Here is a 15,756-nt window from a genome sequence, read left to right as displayed (position 1 = left end):
GGAGCAATTGGAACTCTTCGATGCACTGAGCCTGAAAACACCCTCCTGAAACGGCCCGGTTGTGGCAAAAGCAGATATCCCGCATCAATAATATCAATCACTTACGCGTTTAACTGTTGAAGTTGGGGGCGAGGGCCTGCTAGGCGCGCTTGCAGACGATGGACGCTAGGACGCTGCGGTTCACCACAGGCGCTGCCCTGGTCTTCACGGCGCTGCTACCGTCCCTGTCACAGATCTGGCAGGCGCGTTTGATAACTCATCTTCTTGTCCAGTATCCGCTACTCATTGCCGCCGGAGCACTGGCGGGCACCGCGCTCGCCCATACTCGCCGGGCGCGCTGGAGTGCGGCGCCCACACTCCTGGGCGCAGCCCTTGCGCTCGGGTTCTGGCTGCTGCCGCGCTGGATCGACACAGCGCTCGCCGCGCGTCTGCCGGATATGGTGAAGGCCGGCTGCCTCGTCGCCTTGGTCGGGCTGCCGCTCGGCTGGGGTTGGATACAGGCCGGGCCGGTGCTGCGCGGCTTCGCCTGGGCCAATGCAATTTCCATGCTGGCGGTGATGGGCTGGCTGCAACTCGCAGTGCCGACGCGGCTGTGCAACCGCTATCTGCTTGGCGATCAGCGCCAACTCGGCCTCGCGCTTCTGGCGCTCGCAGTTCTGGTGATGGCTGCGGGGCTCGCCCGGGCCATGTTGTGCGGCAGACAGGAATCCCCCGCAGGATCTGCCGTTCGGCCCTGATATGATGAATATCCATCTGTTTTTCAGAGATGTAAGTGGATACCGCGCCATTTGGTCCAGAAAACGCGTTTTGAATCCGTCCGGGCCGGCCGAATCTTTGTAGATATATTATCCACAGATAACAGGCTTACCGCCAAGAGGCATTTCATTTCGCGTTACCTTTTGTGATCGTCGGTATGACGTTATCGGACCGCGTCCGACAAGATTTCATCCCAAGGTATCACGCCCGGCTCGGGATCTTTCCAGTGATCCTTGAAGATACGGCGTGTAGCGGTGTCGTAGATCGCCATTTCGACATAGTCAGGATTGCGCTTGAGCACGCGCTTTGCGATACGCTGAATTTCTCCGCTTTCCTCGTCACGACGCTGGGCATATCCGCCGAGAGCAGATAGAAAATCATAGATTTTCCGCTGTGGTTGATCGGAAAAGTACCCACGATCTATCAAGCTGTCCAAAATGGTGAAGCGCATTTCGAAAGCGAGCGCCGTCATCGCGTTACCCTCTGCCTTACCGTTCGAGAAAGTGGGTTTCCACGGATCCCCTCCGGCCTCCAGAAGCATGTTCAGGCCCTCGATGTTTCCGGCCACAGCGACCCCCTGCATCAGATTGCCCTGGGAACGTGCTTTGTCGCCGAAGGTCGCGTTCGGATCGCCGCCATGACGCAGGTAGGAGGCGAGCATCCTGTTGATGTTTTCCTCACCCATCAACGGTCCGCCGGGCAGTGTCAGCAGATAGGCGAAGCTGCGGTCGGACCGGGTCGGCCGATCGGTGATATTCGGATCGGCACCGGCCGCGAGAAGCGCATCTACCGCCTCGATATTGGCTGAGGCGACGGCATGGAACAGTAGCGTGATGCCTTCGCCCTGCCGTGCGTCGATGTCATCCCCGAGCCGATCCAGCGCACTCTCCGATGGCCGTTCACCGCGTTCGATATCTTGCGCGATCACATAGATTTTCCGGTCGAAATCCGGGGTCTGATCCCGAAACAGCCGGTCGGCGCGATAGGTCGGTTCCGCCATGAACGTCCTGTCAATGTAAAGGTAGAGCGGAAATGTACCGATGACCGCGGCGACGGCGATCGAACCGATGATGCGCCCGCGCCGCGCCATCAGTTTATCCTCACCATATCCGCCAGCAGCTTCAAAAGCTGATCCATATTGATCTGCCCCACCTTGCCATTGATCGACACGTCACCACTGGCGTCGAGTACGATGACACTTTGTCCGCATTTCAAGGTAAGCCGCTTGCCGACATCAAGCACGTAATTTCCGCCACATCCACATAATAGCTCTTGCCGACGCTGGTATGCTTCACCTTGCCCAATACCTGGGCCACGTTGCGGCCGATGCTTTCCTCTGACAATGCCAGACCTGTCGCTTGCAGGCAAAAGGGGCTCTGTTGCGCAAATCGAGTTTGGGATTCATTCAGTGAATCCAGCGTGATAGCTTTGGGACATGAACAGATCATCGCCCCGACCTACAAGATCAAGAACTGGCGGTCCTACAGAGGTGGTCCTGAATTTTCGACCAATTTGCCGCCGGGTCAAGCTATCGCATTGGTTTCATTTCAGGCGGCGGCTTTCAGGTTCGGGGCCCGGCTATCATATGCCTCGCCCGGCGTCAGCAGCCCATGCGATGAGTGGCGCGGTCTCTGCGCAGCATAAGGGACAGCCATTCTGCCCTTACTGAGACGGTTCGAATTGGTCTGACACCGCCGTATAGTCGCTTTCAGCGGTACAATTTACCGGATATGCAGCAGCTATCCAAACCTGCATTGAGGGTCCGTCATGAAGATGCGCGACACATTCCTGAAACCGATGCACCCGGAAGGGCGCAAATTCGTCGGTATTTTCGCTGTCATCACGCTCGGTCTTTTTCTTGTCTGGTCCCCGCTCGGATGGCTTGGGGTCGGACTGACGGTCTGGTGCTACTATTTCTTTCGCGATCCTGTCCGTGCCACACCGACACGCGATGGCCTGATCGTAAGCCCCGCCGATGGCATCGTGTCGCTGATCGAAAAGGCGGTGCCACCTGCCGAACTCGGCATGCCCGACATGGCCCTGACTCGCGTCAGCGTATTCATGAGTGTCTTCAACTGTCACGTGAATCGGGCCCCGATCAAGGGCCGGATCTCGGCGATTGCGTATCGGCCGGGCAAATTCTTCAATGCCTCACTGGACAAGGCCAGCGCCGACAACGAGCGAAACAGTCTTTGCATCGAGATCGACGACAGACGGCAACTTGCCGTCGTACAGATTGCCGGGCTTGTCGCGCGGCGGATCGTGTGTTTTTCAGGCGAAGGCGACACACTCCTGACGGGAGAGCGGTTTGGACTGATCCGTTTCGGGTCTCGTCTGGATGTCTATCTGCCCGATGGGGTCGAGCCATTGGTGAGCCTGGGTCAGACCATGATCGCCGGAGAAACTGTTCTTGCCGATCTGGCGGGAATGGAACCGAGACGCGAAGCGAGGCTGAGTTAACCCATGCCTGATGGCTCTGACAAACCGGGCAAGTCGGATGTGCGCCTCATCTATCTGCTGCCGAACCTGCTGACGATCTCGGCGATCTGTGCAGGGCTTACCGCGATCCGGTTCGGCTATGAAAACGACTATGAAATGGCCGTTCACCTCGTGCTGGCGGCCTGTGTTCTGGATGGTCTCGACGGTCGTCTCGCCCGCCTGATCAAGCGGCCGACCGCCGTGGGGGCAGAACTGGACTCACTGGCGGATTTCCTGAATTTCGGCGTTGCCCCGGTTCTGATACTGCACAACTGGGCGCTTCAGGATATGCCAAATGTCGGCTGGATCGCCGTCTTGATCTACGCGATCTGCTGCGTCCTGCGATTGGCACGGTTCAATGTCAGCAGCCGCTTGGCGACGGAGCAGACCAGCTCTGATTTCTTCGTGGGCGTGCCGTCCCCCGCCGGTGCTGTCCTCGTGCTGTTTCCGATGGTCCTTTCGTTCGCCGTGTCGGACCTGCCGCTTTTGCCGCCCACCCTTGTTGCATTGCATACTTGCCTCATAGGCTTGTTGATGATCAGCCGTATCCCGACATATTCGTTCAAGCGCATGACAATCGATCGCGCCAAGGCGAAATACTATTTGTTGGGCGCTGTGTCCTTGGCTGCAGCCCTGCTGACGTTTCTCTGGGTGACACTGACACTGCTCTCCGCCGCCTATGTGCTGTGCCTCATCTGGGCGTACCGTTCATCCCAAAAATCCGCGAAAGCCGAAGGATAGCGCCTTGGAACCAGAAGCCGTCAAGACCTCTTACGCACGTTGGGCTCCGGTCTACGACAACACATTCGGTGCCATCACGAATATTGGGCGGCGCAAGACCGTCGAATACATCAACTCGCAGGATGTCACGACTGTCCTCGAGGTTGGTGTCGGCACCGGTCTGGCTTTGCCGAACTACCGCGAAGACCTGTCAGTCACCGGCATTGATTTCAGCGAGGATATGCTGGCCAAGGCGCAGGCCAAGGTTAAACAGCAAGGCCTCGATCATGTACGGCAGCTCAGGCAGATGGACGCAAGGACACTGGATTTTCCGGATGCATCGTTCGATGCCATTGCTGCGATGCACATCATATCGGTTGTCCCCGAACCCGAACGCGTCATGGCTGAAATGGTGCGGGTCTGCAAACCGGGCGGTTTGATCGTGATCACCAATCACTTTGCAAGGGAAACGGGCGCCCTTGCCTGGATTGAGCGCATGAGCGCGCCCTTTGCCAATCTTCTTGGCTGGCATTCCGATTTCAAGATCGGCACCGTTCTCAAGCAACCGGGGCTTGCCGTGATAGAACAACGGTCCTTGCCACCCATGAAAATGATGACGTTCCTGGCGCTGCGAAAACTGGATCACTGATCACCGCAGTGGCGGTGCCGTACTGCGATGTCCGCTACACCCGCGTTGTCACATCCAGAAAAGCGGAGTCGGAGCGCGCTTTCGCAGCGTATGGCATGACGAACCGATATGGGCTCGAACCCGAACCTCGCCGCGCCCGAACTTCGCTGCGAAGGGGACAGGATGCGTTGCGCTGTTAAATATCGCTATGCCCGCTCATCTGTTTGTTCGGCCGGGCATAGCGCCGCCTTCACCCGGACAGCTGAGGCGCGCCCAATGACCGAAACCAAGGCCAAGATCGAAAACGTCCCGCGGGATCGCGGTTCTGAACGCTGACAGGGCCGCTCAGGCGATCCGCACCGTGCCCTCGCCCGGCTCGGCGTGGCCGATGATCTCGGCCATGCCGAAACCCTGATCATGCAGCATGGCGCGGGTCTCTTCCGCCGCGTCGGGCGCGACCGCGACCAGCAGCCCGCCAGATGTCTGCGGATCGGTGACAATAGCCCGCCATTCATCCGGCAATCCGGCATCAAGCGTCACCGCGCCCTCAAAGCTCTCCCAGTTGCGGCCTGACGCGCCGGTCACCACGCCGTCACGTGCGAATTCGGCGGCGCGTGCTAGCAGCGGCAACCGCCCGGTCTCAAGGCAGATGGAAAGGTCCGAACCGCGCGCCATTTCCAGCGCGTGACCGCCCAGGCCGAACCCGGTCACATCGGTCATGGCGTGCACCTCGGTACGCTCTGCCAGCATCGCGCCAACGCGGTTGAGCCGCGTCATCGAGCCGATCATCTCGTCATAATCGCCCGCATCCAGCAGACCACGCCGGTAGGCGGCGGAATAAAGGCCGACCCCCAGCCCCTTGGTCAGGATCAGCGCATCGCCCGGCCGGGCGGCATCGTTGCAGCGAATGCGCGCCTCGGGTGCGGTGCCGATGGCGACAAGGCCATAAATCGGCTCGGCCGAGTCGATGGAATGACCGCCGGCGACCGGGATGCCCGCCTGCGTGCAAATCTCTGCCCCGCCTTCGAGGATGGCGCGAGTGTCCGCGACCGACACCTTGCCCAGCGGCATCCCCAGCACCGCCAACGCCATCACCGGGCTGCCGCCCATCGCATAGATATCCGACAGCGCGTTGGTGGCGGCGATGCGGCCGAATTCGCGCGGGTCATCGACCATCGGCATGAAGAAATCGGTCGTGGCGATGATGCAGGTGCCATCAGGCTGGCGCCAGACGGCGGCATCGTCGCTGGACCCGTTGCCGACCAGAAGCTGCGGAAAGGCCGCCGTTGCCGGGGCGGCGGCGATAAGTTCGCGCAAAACCGCCGGCGACAGCTTGCAGCCGCAGCCGCCGCCATGGGCGAGTTGCGTCAGCGGAACGGTGGCGGATTCATCGGCGCTCATGGCTGTCTCCTGTCACGGGTGGCGTGCCGGTCTTAGCGCCAAAGCGCATCCCCGGCAACGTCGCTGACAGGGCTGCCCCTTCCCCCTCAGGCCCGCCGGCGCTACACCGCAGTCATGACCCGCCGTTTCGATACGCTTGACGATTTCCTCGACCACGGTTTCGACACCGTGATCGACGTGCGCAGCCCGTCGGAATACGCAGAGGATCACATCCCCGGCGCGATCAGCCTGCCGGTGCTCGACGACGAGGAACGCGCCCGCGTCGGCACCATCTACAAGCAGCAATCGCCGTTTCTCGCGCGCAAGATCGGCGCCGCGCTGGTCTTTCACAATGCCGCCACGCATATCGAGGGGCCGCTTGCGGGCCATGACGGTGGCTGGCGGCCGCTGGTCTATTGCTGGCGCGGCGGGCAGCGGTCGGGCAGCTTTGCCTGGATGCTGCAACAGATCGGCTGGCGGGCCGAGGTCGTGCCCGGCGGCTGGCGCACCTATCGCCGGCTGGTGACGGGACTGCTGTATGAAAACCCCCTGCCCCACCGCCTGATCCAGCTTGGCGGGCACACCGGCACCGCCAAGACGGCGCTGTTGCCGCGGCTGGCAGAACGGGGCGTGCAGGTGCTCGACCTCGAAGGGCTGGCCAACCATCGCGGTTCGCTGCTGGGGCAGATGCCCGGCGGGCAGCCCTCGCAAAAGGGGTTCGAAACCCGCCTTGCCGCTGCCCTGCACCGGCTCGACCCTGCCCGCCCCGTCATCGTCGAGGCCGAAAGCAGCAAGATCGGTACGCTGATCCTGCCCCCGTCGCTGTGGGAGGGGATGAAACTCGCGCCCTGGATCGAGATCGCCGCCCCGATAGAGGCGCGGGCGCACTACCTGGCGCGGGCCTATGACGACATCCTGTCCGATGCCGAAACCCTGCGCACCCGGCTGGCGCCGCTGCGCCATCATCGCGGTCACGCGCTGGTCGATGACTGGGAAAAGCTGATCGCCGCAGGCGAACGGGTGGCGCTGTGCCGCTCGCTGGCGGCAGATCATTATGACCCGGCCTATGAACGCTCGCGCAAGGGACGGGAACGCCAGGTGATTGCCCGACTGACGACCGATACGCTGGACGATGCGGCGCAGGACACGCTGGCCGGGCGCATCGCGGCGGCGATTGAGGCCGCCACCTGATCACTGGCAATCAGCAGGCGGCCGTGATGATGATCTCGAGCTTCAGCTCGGGGTTGGCCAGCCTGGCCTCGCCGCAGGCGCGGGCGGGGGCGTGGCCCTCGGGCACCCAGGCATCCCAGATGGCGTTCATCTCGGCGAAATCGTCCATGTCGGCCAGCCAGATCACGGCCTGCAGGATACGTTCGCGCGACGATCCGGCCTGATCCAGCAAGGCATCGACGCGGGCCAGGCAGTCGCGGGTCTGCTCGGCCACGGTGGCGCCGTCACCGACCTGCCCGCACAGATAGGCAACGCCGCCATGCTTGACGATCTTGCTCATCCTGGTGCCGGTTCCGATGCGTTCGATCATACCTGCCTCTGCTTTCCCTTGGTATTTCGATTTAAAAGGCCCGTCACCGGCGGCGTGCGCGTCAGGCGACCTGCCCGTCGGTGAACTGCAGCCGCGCCAGGCGGGCATAAAGCCCACCCTCGGCCACAAGGCTGTCATGGGTGCCCTGCGCGGCGATGCGCCCCTGGTCCATCACCACGATGCGGTCGGCCTTTTTCACCGTCGCCAGGCGATGGGCGACAATGATGGTGGTGCGGGTTTTCGCCAGCGCCTCGACCGCCTCTTGCACCGCGCGTTCGCTTTCGGCGTCGAGCGCCGATGTCGCCTCGTCCAGCAGCAGCGCCGGCGCGTCGCGCAGGATTGCCCGCGCGATGGCGATGCGCTGTTTCTGCCCGCCCGACAGCATCACGCCGCGTTCGCCCAGGTAGGTGTCATACCCCTCGGGCAGCGCGGCGATGAAATCATGCGCGGCAGCGGCTCGCGCGGCTTCCTCGACCTCGGCATCGGAGGCATCGAGCCGGCCAAAGCGGATGTTCTCGCGCGCTGAGGCGGCAAAAATCACCGGGTCCTGCGGCACCAGCGCCATCGCCTGCCGGAAATCGGCCCTCGCCATTTCGTTCAAGGCCACGCCGTCCAGCGTGACACGCCCCTGATCGGGGTCGTAAAAGCGCTGGATAAGCTGGATGATCGTGGTCTTGCCTGCCCCCGACGGCCCCACCAGGGCCACGGTTTCACCCGGCGCGATGTGCAAATCGAACCCGTCAAGCGCCGGCGCGCCGGGCCGCGCGGGATAGGCGAAATGCACATCCTCGAACCCGATTTCGCCGCGCACCGGCCTAGGCAATGGGCGCGGATGCGCAGGGTCCTGCACCCGATCCTCGGCATTGAGCAGCTCGATCAGCCGCTCGGTCGCCCCGGCGGCGCGCAAGAGCTCGCCCCAGATTTCCGACAGCGCCGCCACCGCGCCGGCCACCAGCACGGAATAGATCACGAACTGCACCAGCATGCCGACGCTCATTTCGCCGGCGCGCACGTCGCGTGCCCCGATCCACAGCACGCCGACGATGCCGGTGAATACCAGGAAGATCACGATCGCCGTCATCACCGCGCGGGTGCGGATACGCCGGCTGGCGGCGGAGTAGCTTTCCTCGGTCACCTCGGAGAATCGGGCGCGGCTGGCGACCTCGTGGGTAAAGGCCTGTACCGTCTGCACGCTCGACAGCGCCTCTGACGCGTTGCCGGAACTGACCGCGATCCAGTCCTGGTTTTCGCGGCTCAGCACCCGCAGCCGGCGCCCCAGCGTCAGGATCGGGATGATCACCGCCGGCACGATCAGCAGCACCAGCGCCGCCAGCTTGGGCGAGGTGATCAGCATCAGCCCCAGCCCGCCGATGAACAGCAGCACGTTGCGCAGCGCGACCGAAATCGACGAGCCGATAACGCTGAGAATGAGGGTGGTATCGGTGGTGATGCGGCTGAGAACCTCGCCCGTCATCACGTTGTCGAAGAACGCAGGGCTCAGGCCGATGACCCGGTCAAAGACCGCCTTGCGGATATCGGCCACGACACGTTCGCCCAGCTTGGATACCAGCGCATAGCGCAGCGCCGTTCCCAGCGCCAATAGCCCGGCAATGGCAATGGCGGCAATGAAATACTGATCCAGCAGGGCGCCGTCTTCGGTGCCGAAATTGTCGATCACCCGGCGCACGGCCATCGGCAGCACCAGCGAAACGGTCGCCGTCAGGATCAGCGCCAGAACCGCCGCCAGCGCCAGCAACCGGTAGGGCCTGACAAAAGGCCACAACTCGGCCAGCGCGTTGACCTTACTGGCCTTCTGCCTGTCCTCGATCTCCGCGCCCGCGTCCGCCCTGCGCACCATCGTGTCACCCCGGTCATGCTGTCGGGCGCTTCATGACCGCCCGGCACCGAAGGGTCAAGGGCAGGATCCGCGCGGCGAATGGGCGCGGCCCGCGATCCTGCGCGGAAAGATTGGAGCGGGCGGCGGGAATCGAACCCGCGTCATCAGCTTGGAAGGCTGAGGTCTTACCACTACACAACGCCCGCCCGTTCGCGCCGACGAATATTTGATGGCGCAACCGGGGTCAAGTACCGCATCACCAATCGTCGCGATCCGTGCGCCGGAACATGTCTCGTTCAATCGGAAAAGTCCGCGCCCCAGGCCTGACCTGGCACCTCGCCCGGCCTGCCAGAGAAGAGACGCCGCTCGGGGGGCGGGGCGGGCAACGGATCTGACCCGGCGCAGGACGCGTTAGCGGTTCACGACCCGGCCTGACGCACCACCAGTACCGATTGCTCGGCGTGGCGCACGATGCGCGCCGCGTTCGGCCCGACCAGGTAGTCGCGCAGTTCGGGGCGGTGCGCGCCCACCACAATGGCATCGGCGCCGATCTGTTTCGACAGCCGGATCACGCAGTCATAGATCGTGCCCTGCAACAGGTGCGCCCTGGCCCCTTCGGGCAGGGCGCGCGCGGTCCACTCTTCCAGCGCGGTCTTTACCTCTGCCAGCATCGCCTTGTTGTGGTCGGCCCCAAAGGCGGCACCGACCATCGGCATGCCGACGGTGGGCACCACGTTGACGACGTGGATTTCCGCGCCGGATGTCCCCGCCAACAGGCGGGTCGCCTCGGCCAGCCTTTCGGCCCCTTCCATCGCGTTGATATCGACGGCAAGAAGTATCCGTTTGAACATCTCCGTCCCTCCCTCAGAACGCCGGCTGCGTTGCACGCGGACGCTGGATCAGGACGATCCCCGCCAGCAGCAACAGCGCCGGGATGAAAAAGATTTCCTTGGGCATGCGGTCGTTTTCGACCTGGGCCTGGGCGATGACCACCGGCGCGTCGCCGTAATAGTCGTACTCGATGCCGATGGTTTCGAAATGCGGCGTGCCGGGGAACGGCTCTTCCAGCAGCAGCTTGCCGTCCTCCTCCACCGCGGTCAGCCCTTGTTCCGACAGCGCCGCCATCGCATCGCCGGGAACGGCCGGGATCACGATCACCGTCGAGCGCGTCTCACCGGTGTCGAAATCAGGTCCCTCGATGGCCAGGCGGATGTCCTGCCCCTCGGGCACGCCCTCGATCATTGCCAGCGCCGCCGGCCCCTCGACGGTGGCGAACGGCTCGCTGATCTGGTCGAGAAAGTACCCTGGCCGGAACAGCATGAAGGCGACCAGCAGCAACACCGCGCTTTCCCATTTCCGGGACTTGGCGATGAAATAGCCCTGCGTCGCCGCCGCGAACAGCAGCATCGCCAGCAGTGCTACCACGAACACGATCACCGCCTTGACCGGCCCGACATCAATCAGCAGCAGGTCGGTATTGAAGATGAACAGGAACGGCAGCAGCGCGGTGCGGATGTCATAGGTAAACCCCTGCACCCCGGTCATGATCGGGTCACCCCGGCTGATCGCTGCGGCGGCATAGGCCGCCAGCCCAACGGGGGGCGTGTCATCGGCCAGGATGCCGAAATAAAAGACGAACATGTGCACCGCGATCAGCGGCACCACCAGCCCGGCCTGCGCCCCGACCGATACGATCACCGGCGCCATCAGGCTGGAGACCACGATATAGTTGGCGGTGGTCGGCAGCCCCATCCCCAGGATCAGGCTGAGCACCGCGACAAGGAACAGCAGCACCATCAGGTTGCCGCCCGACACCACCTCGATCACCTGGCCGATGACCTGGTGCGCGCCGGTCAGGCTGATAGTGCCGACGATGATGCCGGCCGCGCCGGTGGCGACGCCGATGCCGATCATGTTGCGCGCACCCAGGATCAGCCCGTTGACGAAATCATGCCAGCCCTGCCGCGTCTCCGCCGACAATGCCCGGCCGCGGAAAAACGCCTTGAGCGGGCGGTGCGTCAGCGCGATCACGATCATAAAGATCGTGGCCCAGAACGCCGACAGCGCCGGCGACAGCCGGTCCAGGCTGTCGGTGCGCACCATCAGGTTCCACACCAGCACGAAGATCGGGATGGCGAAATAGAGCCCGCCGATCAGCGTCGGCGTCAGCCGCGGCGCCACCGGCGGGCCGGTCTGATCCCTGTCATCCTCCAGGTCGGGATAGCGGGCTGCCACCGCGACAAGGACAACATAGGCCAGCGCCAGCACCGCCACCGCGGCATAAACCGAGTCACCCAGAACCGGGTCAAGCAGCACCCTGAGCCCGATCATCAGGAAGGCGCAGATGCCCAGAAAGATGAACCCGGACAGGAACAGCACCAGGATCATCAGCACTCCGATGCGGCGACCCGGCTTTTCCAGCCCCTTCAGCCCCATCTTCAGGCTTTCCAGGTGCACGATGTAAAGCAGCGCGATGTAGGAAATCACCGCCGGCAGAAAGGCGTGCTTGATGACATCGATGTAGGGAATGTTGACATATTCGACCATCAGAAAGGCCGCCGCGCCCATCACGGGCGGGGTCAGCTGGCCATTGGTCGAGGATGCAACCTCGACCGCGCCGGCCTTTTCGGCGGGAAAACCGATCCGCCGCATCAGCGGGATGGTGAACGTGCCGGTGGTCACGGTGTTGGCGATGGACGACCCCGAGATCATCCCGGTCATCATCGAGCTGAGCACCGCCGCCTTGGCCGGCCCGCCCCTGAGCGCGCCCAAGAGTGCGATCGCCACCTTGATGAACCAGTTGCCGCCGCCGGCGCGGTCCAGCAGCGCGCCAAACAGCACGAATAGAAAAATCATCGTGGTCGACACGCCCAGCGCCACGCCAAAGACGCCTTCGGTCTGCATCCAGTAATGCCCCAGCGCCTTTGACAGCGACGCGCCGCCGAAATTGGTGATATTGCGCGCCCATTCCGAATAGCCGCCAAAGAACGCGAACAGGATGAAACAGGACGCGATGACCACCAGCGGCAGCCCCAGCGAGCGGTAGACCGACACCATCAGAACCATCATGCCGATGGCCGACATGACCACGTCCGTCGTCGTCCACAGACCCGGGCGGTCGGCGATCTCGAACCGGAAAACAACCAGGTAAAGACATGCCGCCAGGCCCAGCAGCAGCAACGCCCAGTCATAGGCCGGGATGCGGTCGCGCGGCGAATTTCGAAACAGCGGAAACGCCAGCGTCGCCAGCATGATGGCAAAGGCCAGGTGCACATAACGGGCCTGTGCGACAATGTTGGCAAAGACGGACATGCCCGTCGCCTCGGCCACGAGGCTGGGCACCTTGGATGCAATGTAAAGCTGAAACAGCGACCAGACGATACAGGTGCCGACGATCAGCTGTGACTGCCATGCGGATGTTGGGTTGCGGGCGCCGATATCGGCCTCTGCAACCATGTCGTCAGCACTGCGTACCTCTTGCGGGTTATCGCTCACTGTCCCCCTCCCCGATGTTGTTGACGTCAAGGAAAACAGGCGCCCGGTTCATCCGGGCGCCTGTCATTCTGCGGCTCAGTCGATCAGACCGAGTTCCTTGTAAGCCTTCTCGGCCCCGGGATGGAGCGGCGCCGAAAGCCCCTCGGCCACCATCTCGGACGGATCGAGATTGGCGAATGCCGGGTGCAGCTGCCGGAAATCGTCGATGTTTTCCATCACCGCCTTGGCGACCACATAAACAACATCCTCGGGGACGTCGGCCGAGGTGACGAAGGTCGCGCCGACACCAAAGGTGGTGGTGTCCTGCGGGTTGCCGTCATACATGTCGCCGGGAATGGTGGCGACGCGGTAATAGGGGTTTTCCCCTACCAGATTTTCGATCGGCTCGCCCGCCACGTCGATGAGTTTCACATCACAGGTGGTGGTGGCTTCCTTGATCGCCGCGGCCGGGTGGCCGATGGTATAGATCATGGCGTCTATGTTGCCGTCGCACAGCTGCTTGGCCATTTCCGAGCCCTTGTATTCTGTGGCAAGGGCAAAATCATCCATGGTGACGCCGAAGGCGTCCATCACCACTTCCATGGTGGCGCGCTGGCCAGAGCCGGGGTTGCCCACGTTCACGCGCTTGCCCTTGAGACCCTCAAAGTTCTCGATGCCGCTGTCGGCGCGCACCAGCAGAGTAAAGGGCTCGGGATGCACCGAAAAGACGGCGCGGATCTCGGGGAACGGGTTGTCGGCGAATTTCGAGGTGCCGTGATAGGCGTGATACTGCCAGTCGGACTGAGCCACGCCGAATTCCAGCTCGCCAGCCTTGATGGTGTTGATGTTGTAGACCGATCCGCCGGTCGATTCGACCGCGCAGCGGATACCGTGTTCCTTGCGGTCCTTGTTCACGAGACGGCAGATGGCGCCGCCGGTGGGATAGTATACGCCGGTCACGCCACCGGTGCCGATCGAGATGAATTGCTGCGCCGAGGCACCGCCGGCCACTCCAATGGCCATTGCTGCAAATGCGCCAAAAATGACGTTTCTCATGGCATTCTCCCTTGTTGACGAGCTTTTTGGCAAAGCCCCGATGCCCTAGTAGACTTAGAACCGGGTCACATTGCAACCCATGTGACGGGACTTGCCGCTTTGCCCTTGCGGCATCCCGGGGCTTCGGCGGGGGTCAGCGGCCTGCCGCTGCGGCCTGTCCTGCTGCGCGCATCTGGCTCAGCGTGGCGCGGGGGCTCAGCGCCTCGGGAGAGATTGCCAGATCCAGCACCGCACCGCTGTCAGAGGTGCGGGCGCGCTCGAACGCGGCGGCGAAATCGGCGGTCTTTTCGACACGCTCGGCGTGAAATCCGTGCGCTCGCGCCAGCGCGGCGAAATCGGGGTTCACGGTCATCGAGGTGCCAAAGACACGGCCGGGATAGGTGCGTTCCTGGTGTGCGCGAATGGTGCCGTAGATACCATTGTTGAGCACCAGCACCACCGGCTGCGCCCCGGCCTGTGCGGCGGTGGCCAGCTCTGACGCGGTCATCTGGAAATCGCCGTCGCCGGTGAAACACAGCACCAACCGGTCGGGATGGGCCAGCTTGGCCGCTATGGCGGCGGGCAAACCATAGCCCATCGCCCCCGACTGCGGTGCCAGCAGACGCGCCGCCGGCCCGTATTTCAGGAACCGTCCCGACCAGATGGCGAAATTACCCGCCCCGTTGGTCACGATTGCATCCTCGGGCAGAACCTCGCGCAGATGCGCCATGACATGTCCCATATCCACCGGCGAGGGCAGATCGGGCAGGTCAAAGGCGGCCTCGTACGCCTGGCGCGCATCGGCCCGCCAGCCACCCCGGCTGGCGCTGACCGCGCCCGTCGCGGCCAGCGCGGCGGCAAAGGCGTTGGGCCCGGCATGGATGCCCAGCGCCGGGCGATAGACCTTGCCCAACTCGCGGTCGGAGCCATGCACATGAATGATCTGCTGCACAGGTTCCGGCACCGACAGCAATTCATAGCCGCCGGTGACATTCTCGCCAAAGCGGGTCTCGATGGCGAGGATCGTATCTGCCCCGGAAATCAGGTCACGCACATGCGGGGCCATCGCCACCCCCGCCTCGCCGCAAAACACCGGCGAATGGTTGTCGAACCGATCCTGATAGCGGAACGCCGACACGACCGGGATGTCGGACCCTTCGGCAAAGCCCTGCAAGGCGGCGCTGCCCGCCGCATCCCAGCCGTTGCCACCGTAAAGGATCAGCGGCCGTTCGGCAGCCGCCAGCATGTCACGCACCCGCACCACCGCCGCCGGGTCGGGGTGTGGCTCGGCGATCTCGGCCGCCCCCGATACCGGCTGCGCATCCGTGGTGTCGGTCAGCATGTCATCAGGCAATGCCAGCACGACCGGCCCCGGGCGCCCGGAAATGGCGGTCGTCCAGGCGCGGGCGATGATTTCCGGTATGCGCGCGGCATCGTCGATCTCGGTCACCCATTTCGCCATGCTGCCGAACACCGCGCGGTAATCGAGTTCCTGGAACGCCTCGCGCCCCTTCATGTCGGTGCCCACCTGCCCCACCAGCAGGATCATCGGCACGCTGTCCTGCATCGCCGTATGCACCCCGATCGACGCATTGGTGGCGCCCGGCCCGCGGGTAACCAGGCACAGCCCCGGCTGACCGGTCAGCTTGCCATGCGCGGCGGCCATGAATGCGGCGCCGCCCTCGTGCCGGCAAAGCACATAGTCCAGCCGCCCGGCAGAGGCGTGCAGCGCGTCGAGCACGGCAAGATAGCTTTCCCCGGGGACACCGAAACACCGCTGCGCCCCCAGCGCCTCGAGACATTCCACCAAGAGCTGCCCGCCGGTTCTGGCCATATCCGATTATCCCTTTTCACCTGCCACAGCCATTGCCGCCGCACGGCATCAAGGCACGACTTGGCGAGGCCCGC

The 15,756-nt window shown here is 63.4% G+C and carries 14 protein-coding genes and 1 tRNA gene; 5 read left to right on the top strand and 10 right to left on the bottom strand.

What is annotated here, in order from left to right; genetic code table 11:
• Positions 1-149 precede the first annotated feature (149 nt).
• Entirely contained in the window at positions 150-737 is a 588-nt protein-coding gene (locus tag DL899_RS15095; protein ID WP_162685600.1) for a hypothetical protein, read from the top strand.
• 182 nt (positions 738-919) lie between these two features.
• Here the strand turns inward: DL899_RS15095 and DL899_RS15090 are convergent, their stop codons facing one another.
• Complete coding sequence (locus tag DL899_RS15090) at positions 920-1,846, bottom strand: ankyrin repeat domain-containing protein (protein WP_111735193.1); 927 nt, start codon at positions 1,844-1,846, stop codon at positions 920-922.
• A complete protein-coding gene (locus tag DL899_RS19445) occupies positions 1,846-1,998 on the bottom strand; it encodes a hypothetical protein (protein WP_162685599.1) in 153 nt (50 codons plus the stop codon). Before DL899_RS19445 ends, DL899_RS15090 begins: the two co-directional genes overlap by 1 nt.
• A gap of 525 nt (positions 1,999-2,523) precedes the next feature.
• On the opposite strand from DL899_RS19445, the gene DL899_RS15085 reads away from it, so the two are divergent.
• Genes DL899_RS15085 through DL899_RS15075 form a run of 3 tightly spaced genes read left to right on the top strand, consistent with a single transcriptional unit; the run spans position 2,524 to position 4,603 of the window.
• Entirely contained in the window at positions 2,524-3,216 is a 693-nt protein-coding gene (locus DL899_RS15085) for a phosphatidylserine decarboxylase (RefSeq protein ID WP_111735192.1), read from the top strand.
• 3 nt (positions 3,217-3,219) lie between these two features.
• Positions 3,220-3,975, top strand: coding sequence for a CDP-diacylglycerol--serine O-phosphatidyltransferase (gene pssA, locus DL899_RS15080; RefSeq protein ID WP_111735191.1), 756 nt, complete (start codon positions 3,220-3,222; stop codon positions 3,973-3,975).
• 4 nt (positions 3,976-3,979) lie between these two features.
• A complete protein-coding gene (locus DL899_RS15075; protein WP_111735190.1) occupies positions 3,980-4,603 on the top strand; it encodes a class I SAM-dependent methyltransferase in 624 nt (207 codons plus the stop codon).
• A gap of 324 nt (positions 4,604-4,927) precedes the next feature.
• On the opposite strand, the gene selD is transcribed toward DL899_RS15075, so the two are convergent.
• The gene (gene selD / locus DL899_RS15070; protein WP_111735189.1) at positions 4,928-5,983 is read right to left on the bottom strand and encodes a selenide, water dikinase SelD; all 1,056 of its coding nucleotides are present in this window, start codon (positions 5,981-5,983) and stop codon (positions 4,928-4,930) included.
• A gap of 114 nt (positions 5,984-6,097) precedes the next feature.
• Between selD and mnmH the strand changes: the two genes are divergently transcribed.
• The gene (gene mnmH / locus DL899_RS15065; protein ID WP_111735188.1) at positions 6,098-7,153 is read left to right on the top strand and encodes a tRNA 2-selenouridine(34) synthase MnmH; all 1,056 of its coding nucleotides are present in this window, start codon (positions 6,098-6,100) and stop codon (positions 7,151-7,153) included.
• A gap of 10 nt (positions 7,154-7,163) precedes the next feature.
• Here the strand turns inward: mnmH and DL899_RS15060 are convergent, their stop codons facing one another.
• The 7 genes from DL899_RS15060 to DL899_RS15030 all read right to left on the bottom strand — a co-directional run bounded on the left by DL899_RS15060 (position 7,164) and on the right by DL899_RS15030 (position 15,682).
• Positions 7,164-7,502, bottom strand: coding sequence for a RidA family protein (locus DL899_RS15060; protein WP_111735187.1), 339 nt, complete (start codon positions 7,500-7,502; stop codon positions 7,164-7,166).
• Between the two features lie 61 nt (positions 7,503-7,563).
• Positions 7,564-9,360, bottom strand: coding sequence for an ABC transporter transmembrane domain-containing protein (locus DL899_RS15055; RefSeq protein WP_111735186.1), 1,797 nt, complete (start codon positions 9,358-9,360; stop codon positions 7,564-7,566).
• Positions 9,361-9,471: 111 nt separating this feature from the next.
• A tRNA-Gly gene (locus DL899_RS15050) sits at positions 9,472-9,545 on the bottom strand.
• A 213-nt stretch (positions 9,546-9,758) separates the two neighbouring features.
• The gene (locus DL899_RS15045) at positions 9,759-10,190 is read right to left on the bottom strand and encodes a universal stress protein (protein WP_111735185.1); all 432 of its coding nucleotides are present in this window, start codon (positions 10,188-10,190) and stop codon (positions 9,759-9,761) included.
• A 13-nt stretch (positions 10,191-10,203) separates the two neighbouring features.
• Entirely contained in the window at positions 10,204-12,795 is a 2,592-nt protein-coding gene (locus DL899_RS15040) for a TRAP transporter permease (protein ID WP_111735184.1), read from the bottom strand.
• A gap of 114 nt (positions 12,796-12,909) precedes the next feature.
• Complete coding sequence (locus DL899_RS15035; protein ID WP_111735183.1) at positions 12,910-13,869, bottom strand: TAXI family TRAP transporter solute-binding subunit; 960 nt, start codon at positions 13,867-13,869, stop codon at positions 12,910-12,912.
• Positions 13,870-14,002: 133 nt separating this feature from the next.
• Positions 14,003-15,682 carry a thiamine pyrophosphate-dependent enzyme gene (locus tag DL899_RS15030; RefSeq protein ID WP_111735182.1) on the bottom strand — a complete coding sequence of 560 codons (1,680 nt, stop codon included), beginning with the start codon at positions 15,680-15,682 and terminating at the stop codon, positions 14,003-14,005.
• Between the last annotated feature and the right edge of the window lie 74 nt (positions 15,683-15,756).

It is taken from the genome of Roseovarius amoyensis, from assembly GCF_003260265.1.
Classification (GTDB): Bacteria; Pseudomonadota; Alphaproteobacteria; order Rhodobacterales; family Rhodobacteraceae; genus Roseovarius; species Roseovarius amoyensis.
The sequence above is the reverse complement of the archived record's forward strand: the minus strand, read 5'-3'. Positions and strand labels throughout refer to the sequence as shown.

Bases quoted from the DNA above. Each gene is read 5' to 3' on its own strand.
- DL899_RS15090 (WP_111735193.1), bottom strand. From the start codon at position 1,846: ATGGCGCGGCGCGGGCGCATCATCGGTTCGATCGCCGTCGCCGCGGTC.
- DL899_RS15085 (WP_111735192.1), top strand. From the start codon at position 2,524: ATGAAGATGCGCGACACATTCCTGAAACCGATGCACCCGGAAGGGCGC.
- pssA (WP_111735191.1), top strand. From the start codon at position 3,220: ATGCCTGATGGCTCTGACAAACCGGGCAAGTCGGATGTGCGCCTCATC.
- selD (WP_111735189.1), bottom strand. From the start codon at position 5,983: ATGAGCGCCGATGAATCCGCCACCGTTCCGCTGACGCAACTCGCCCAT.
- mnmH (WP_111735188.1), top strand. From the start codon at position 6,098: ATGACCCGCCGTTTCGATACGCTTGACGATTTCCTCGACCACGGTTTC.
- DL899_RS15060 (WP_111735187.1), bottom strand. From the start codon at position 7,502: ATGATCGAACGCATCGGAACCGGCACCAGGATGAGCAAGATCGTCAAG.
- DL899_RS15055 (WP_111735186.1), bottom strand. From the start codon at position 9,360: ATGGTGCGCAGGGCGGACGCGGGCGCGGAGATCGAGGACAGGCAGAAG.
- DL899_RS15045 (WP_111735185.1), bottom strand. From the start codon at position 10,190: ATGTTCAAACGGATACTTCTTGCCGTCGATATCAACGCGATGGAAGGG.
- DL899_RS15040 (WP_111735184.1), bottom strand. From the start codon at position 12,795: ATGGTTGCAGAGGCCGATATCGGCGCCCGCAACCCAACATCCGCATGG.
- DL899_RS15035 (WP_111735183.1), bottom strand. From the start codon at position 13,869: ATGAGAAACGTCATTTTTGGCGCATTTGCAGCAATGGCCATTGGAGTG.
- DL899_RS15030 (WP_111735182.1), bottom strand. From the start codon at position 15,682: ATGGCCAGAACCGGCGGGCAGCTCTTGGTGGAATGTCTCGAGGCGCTG.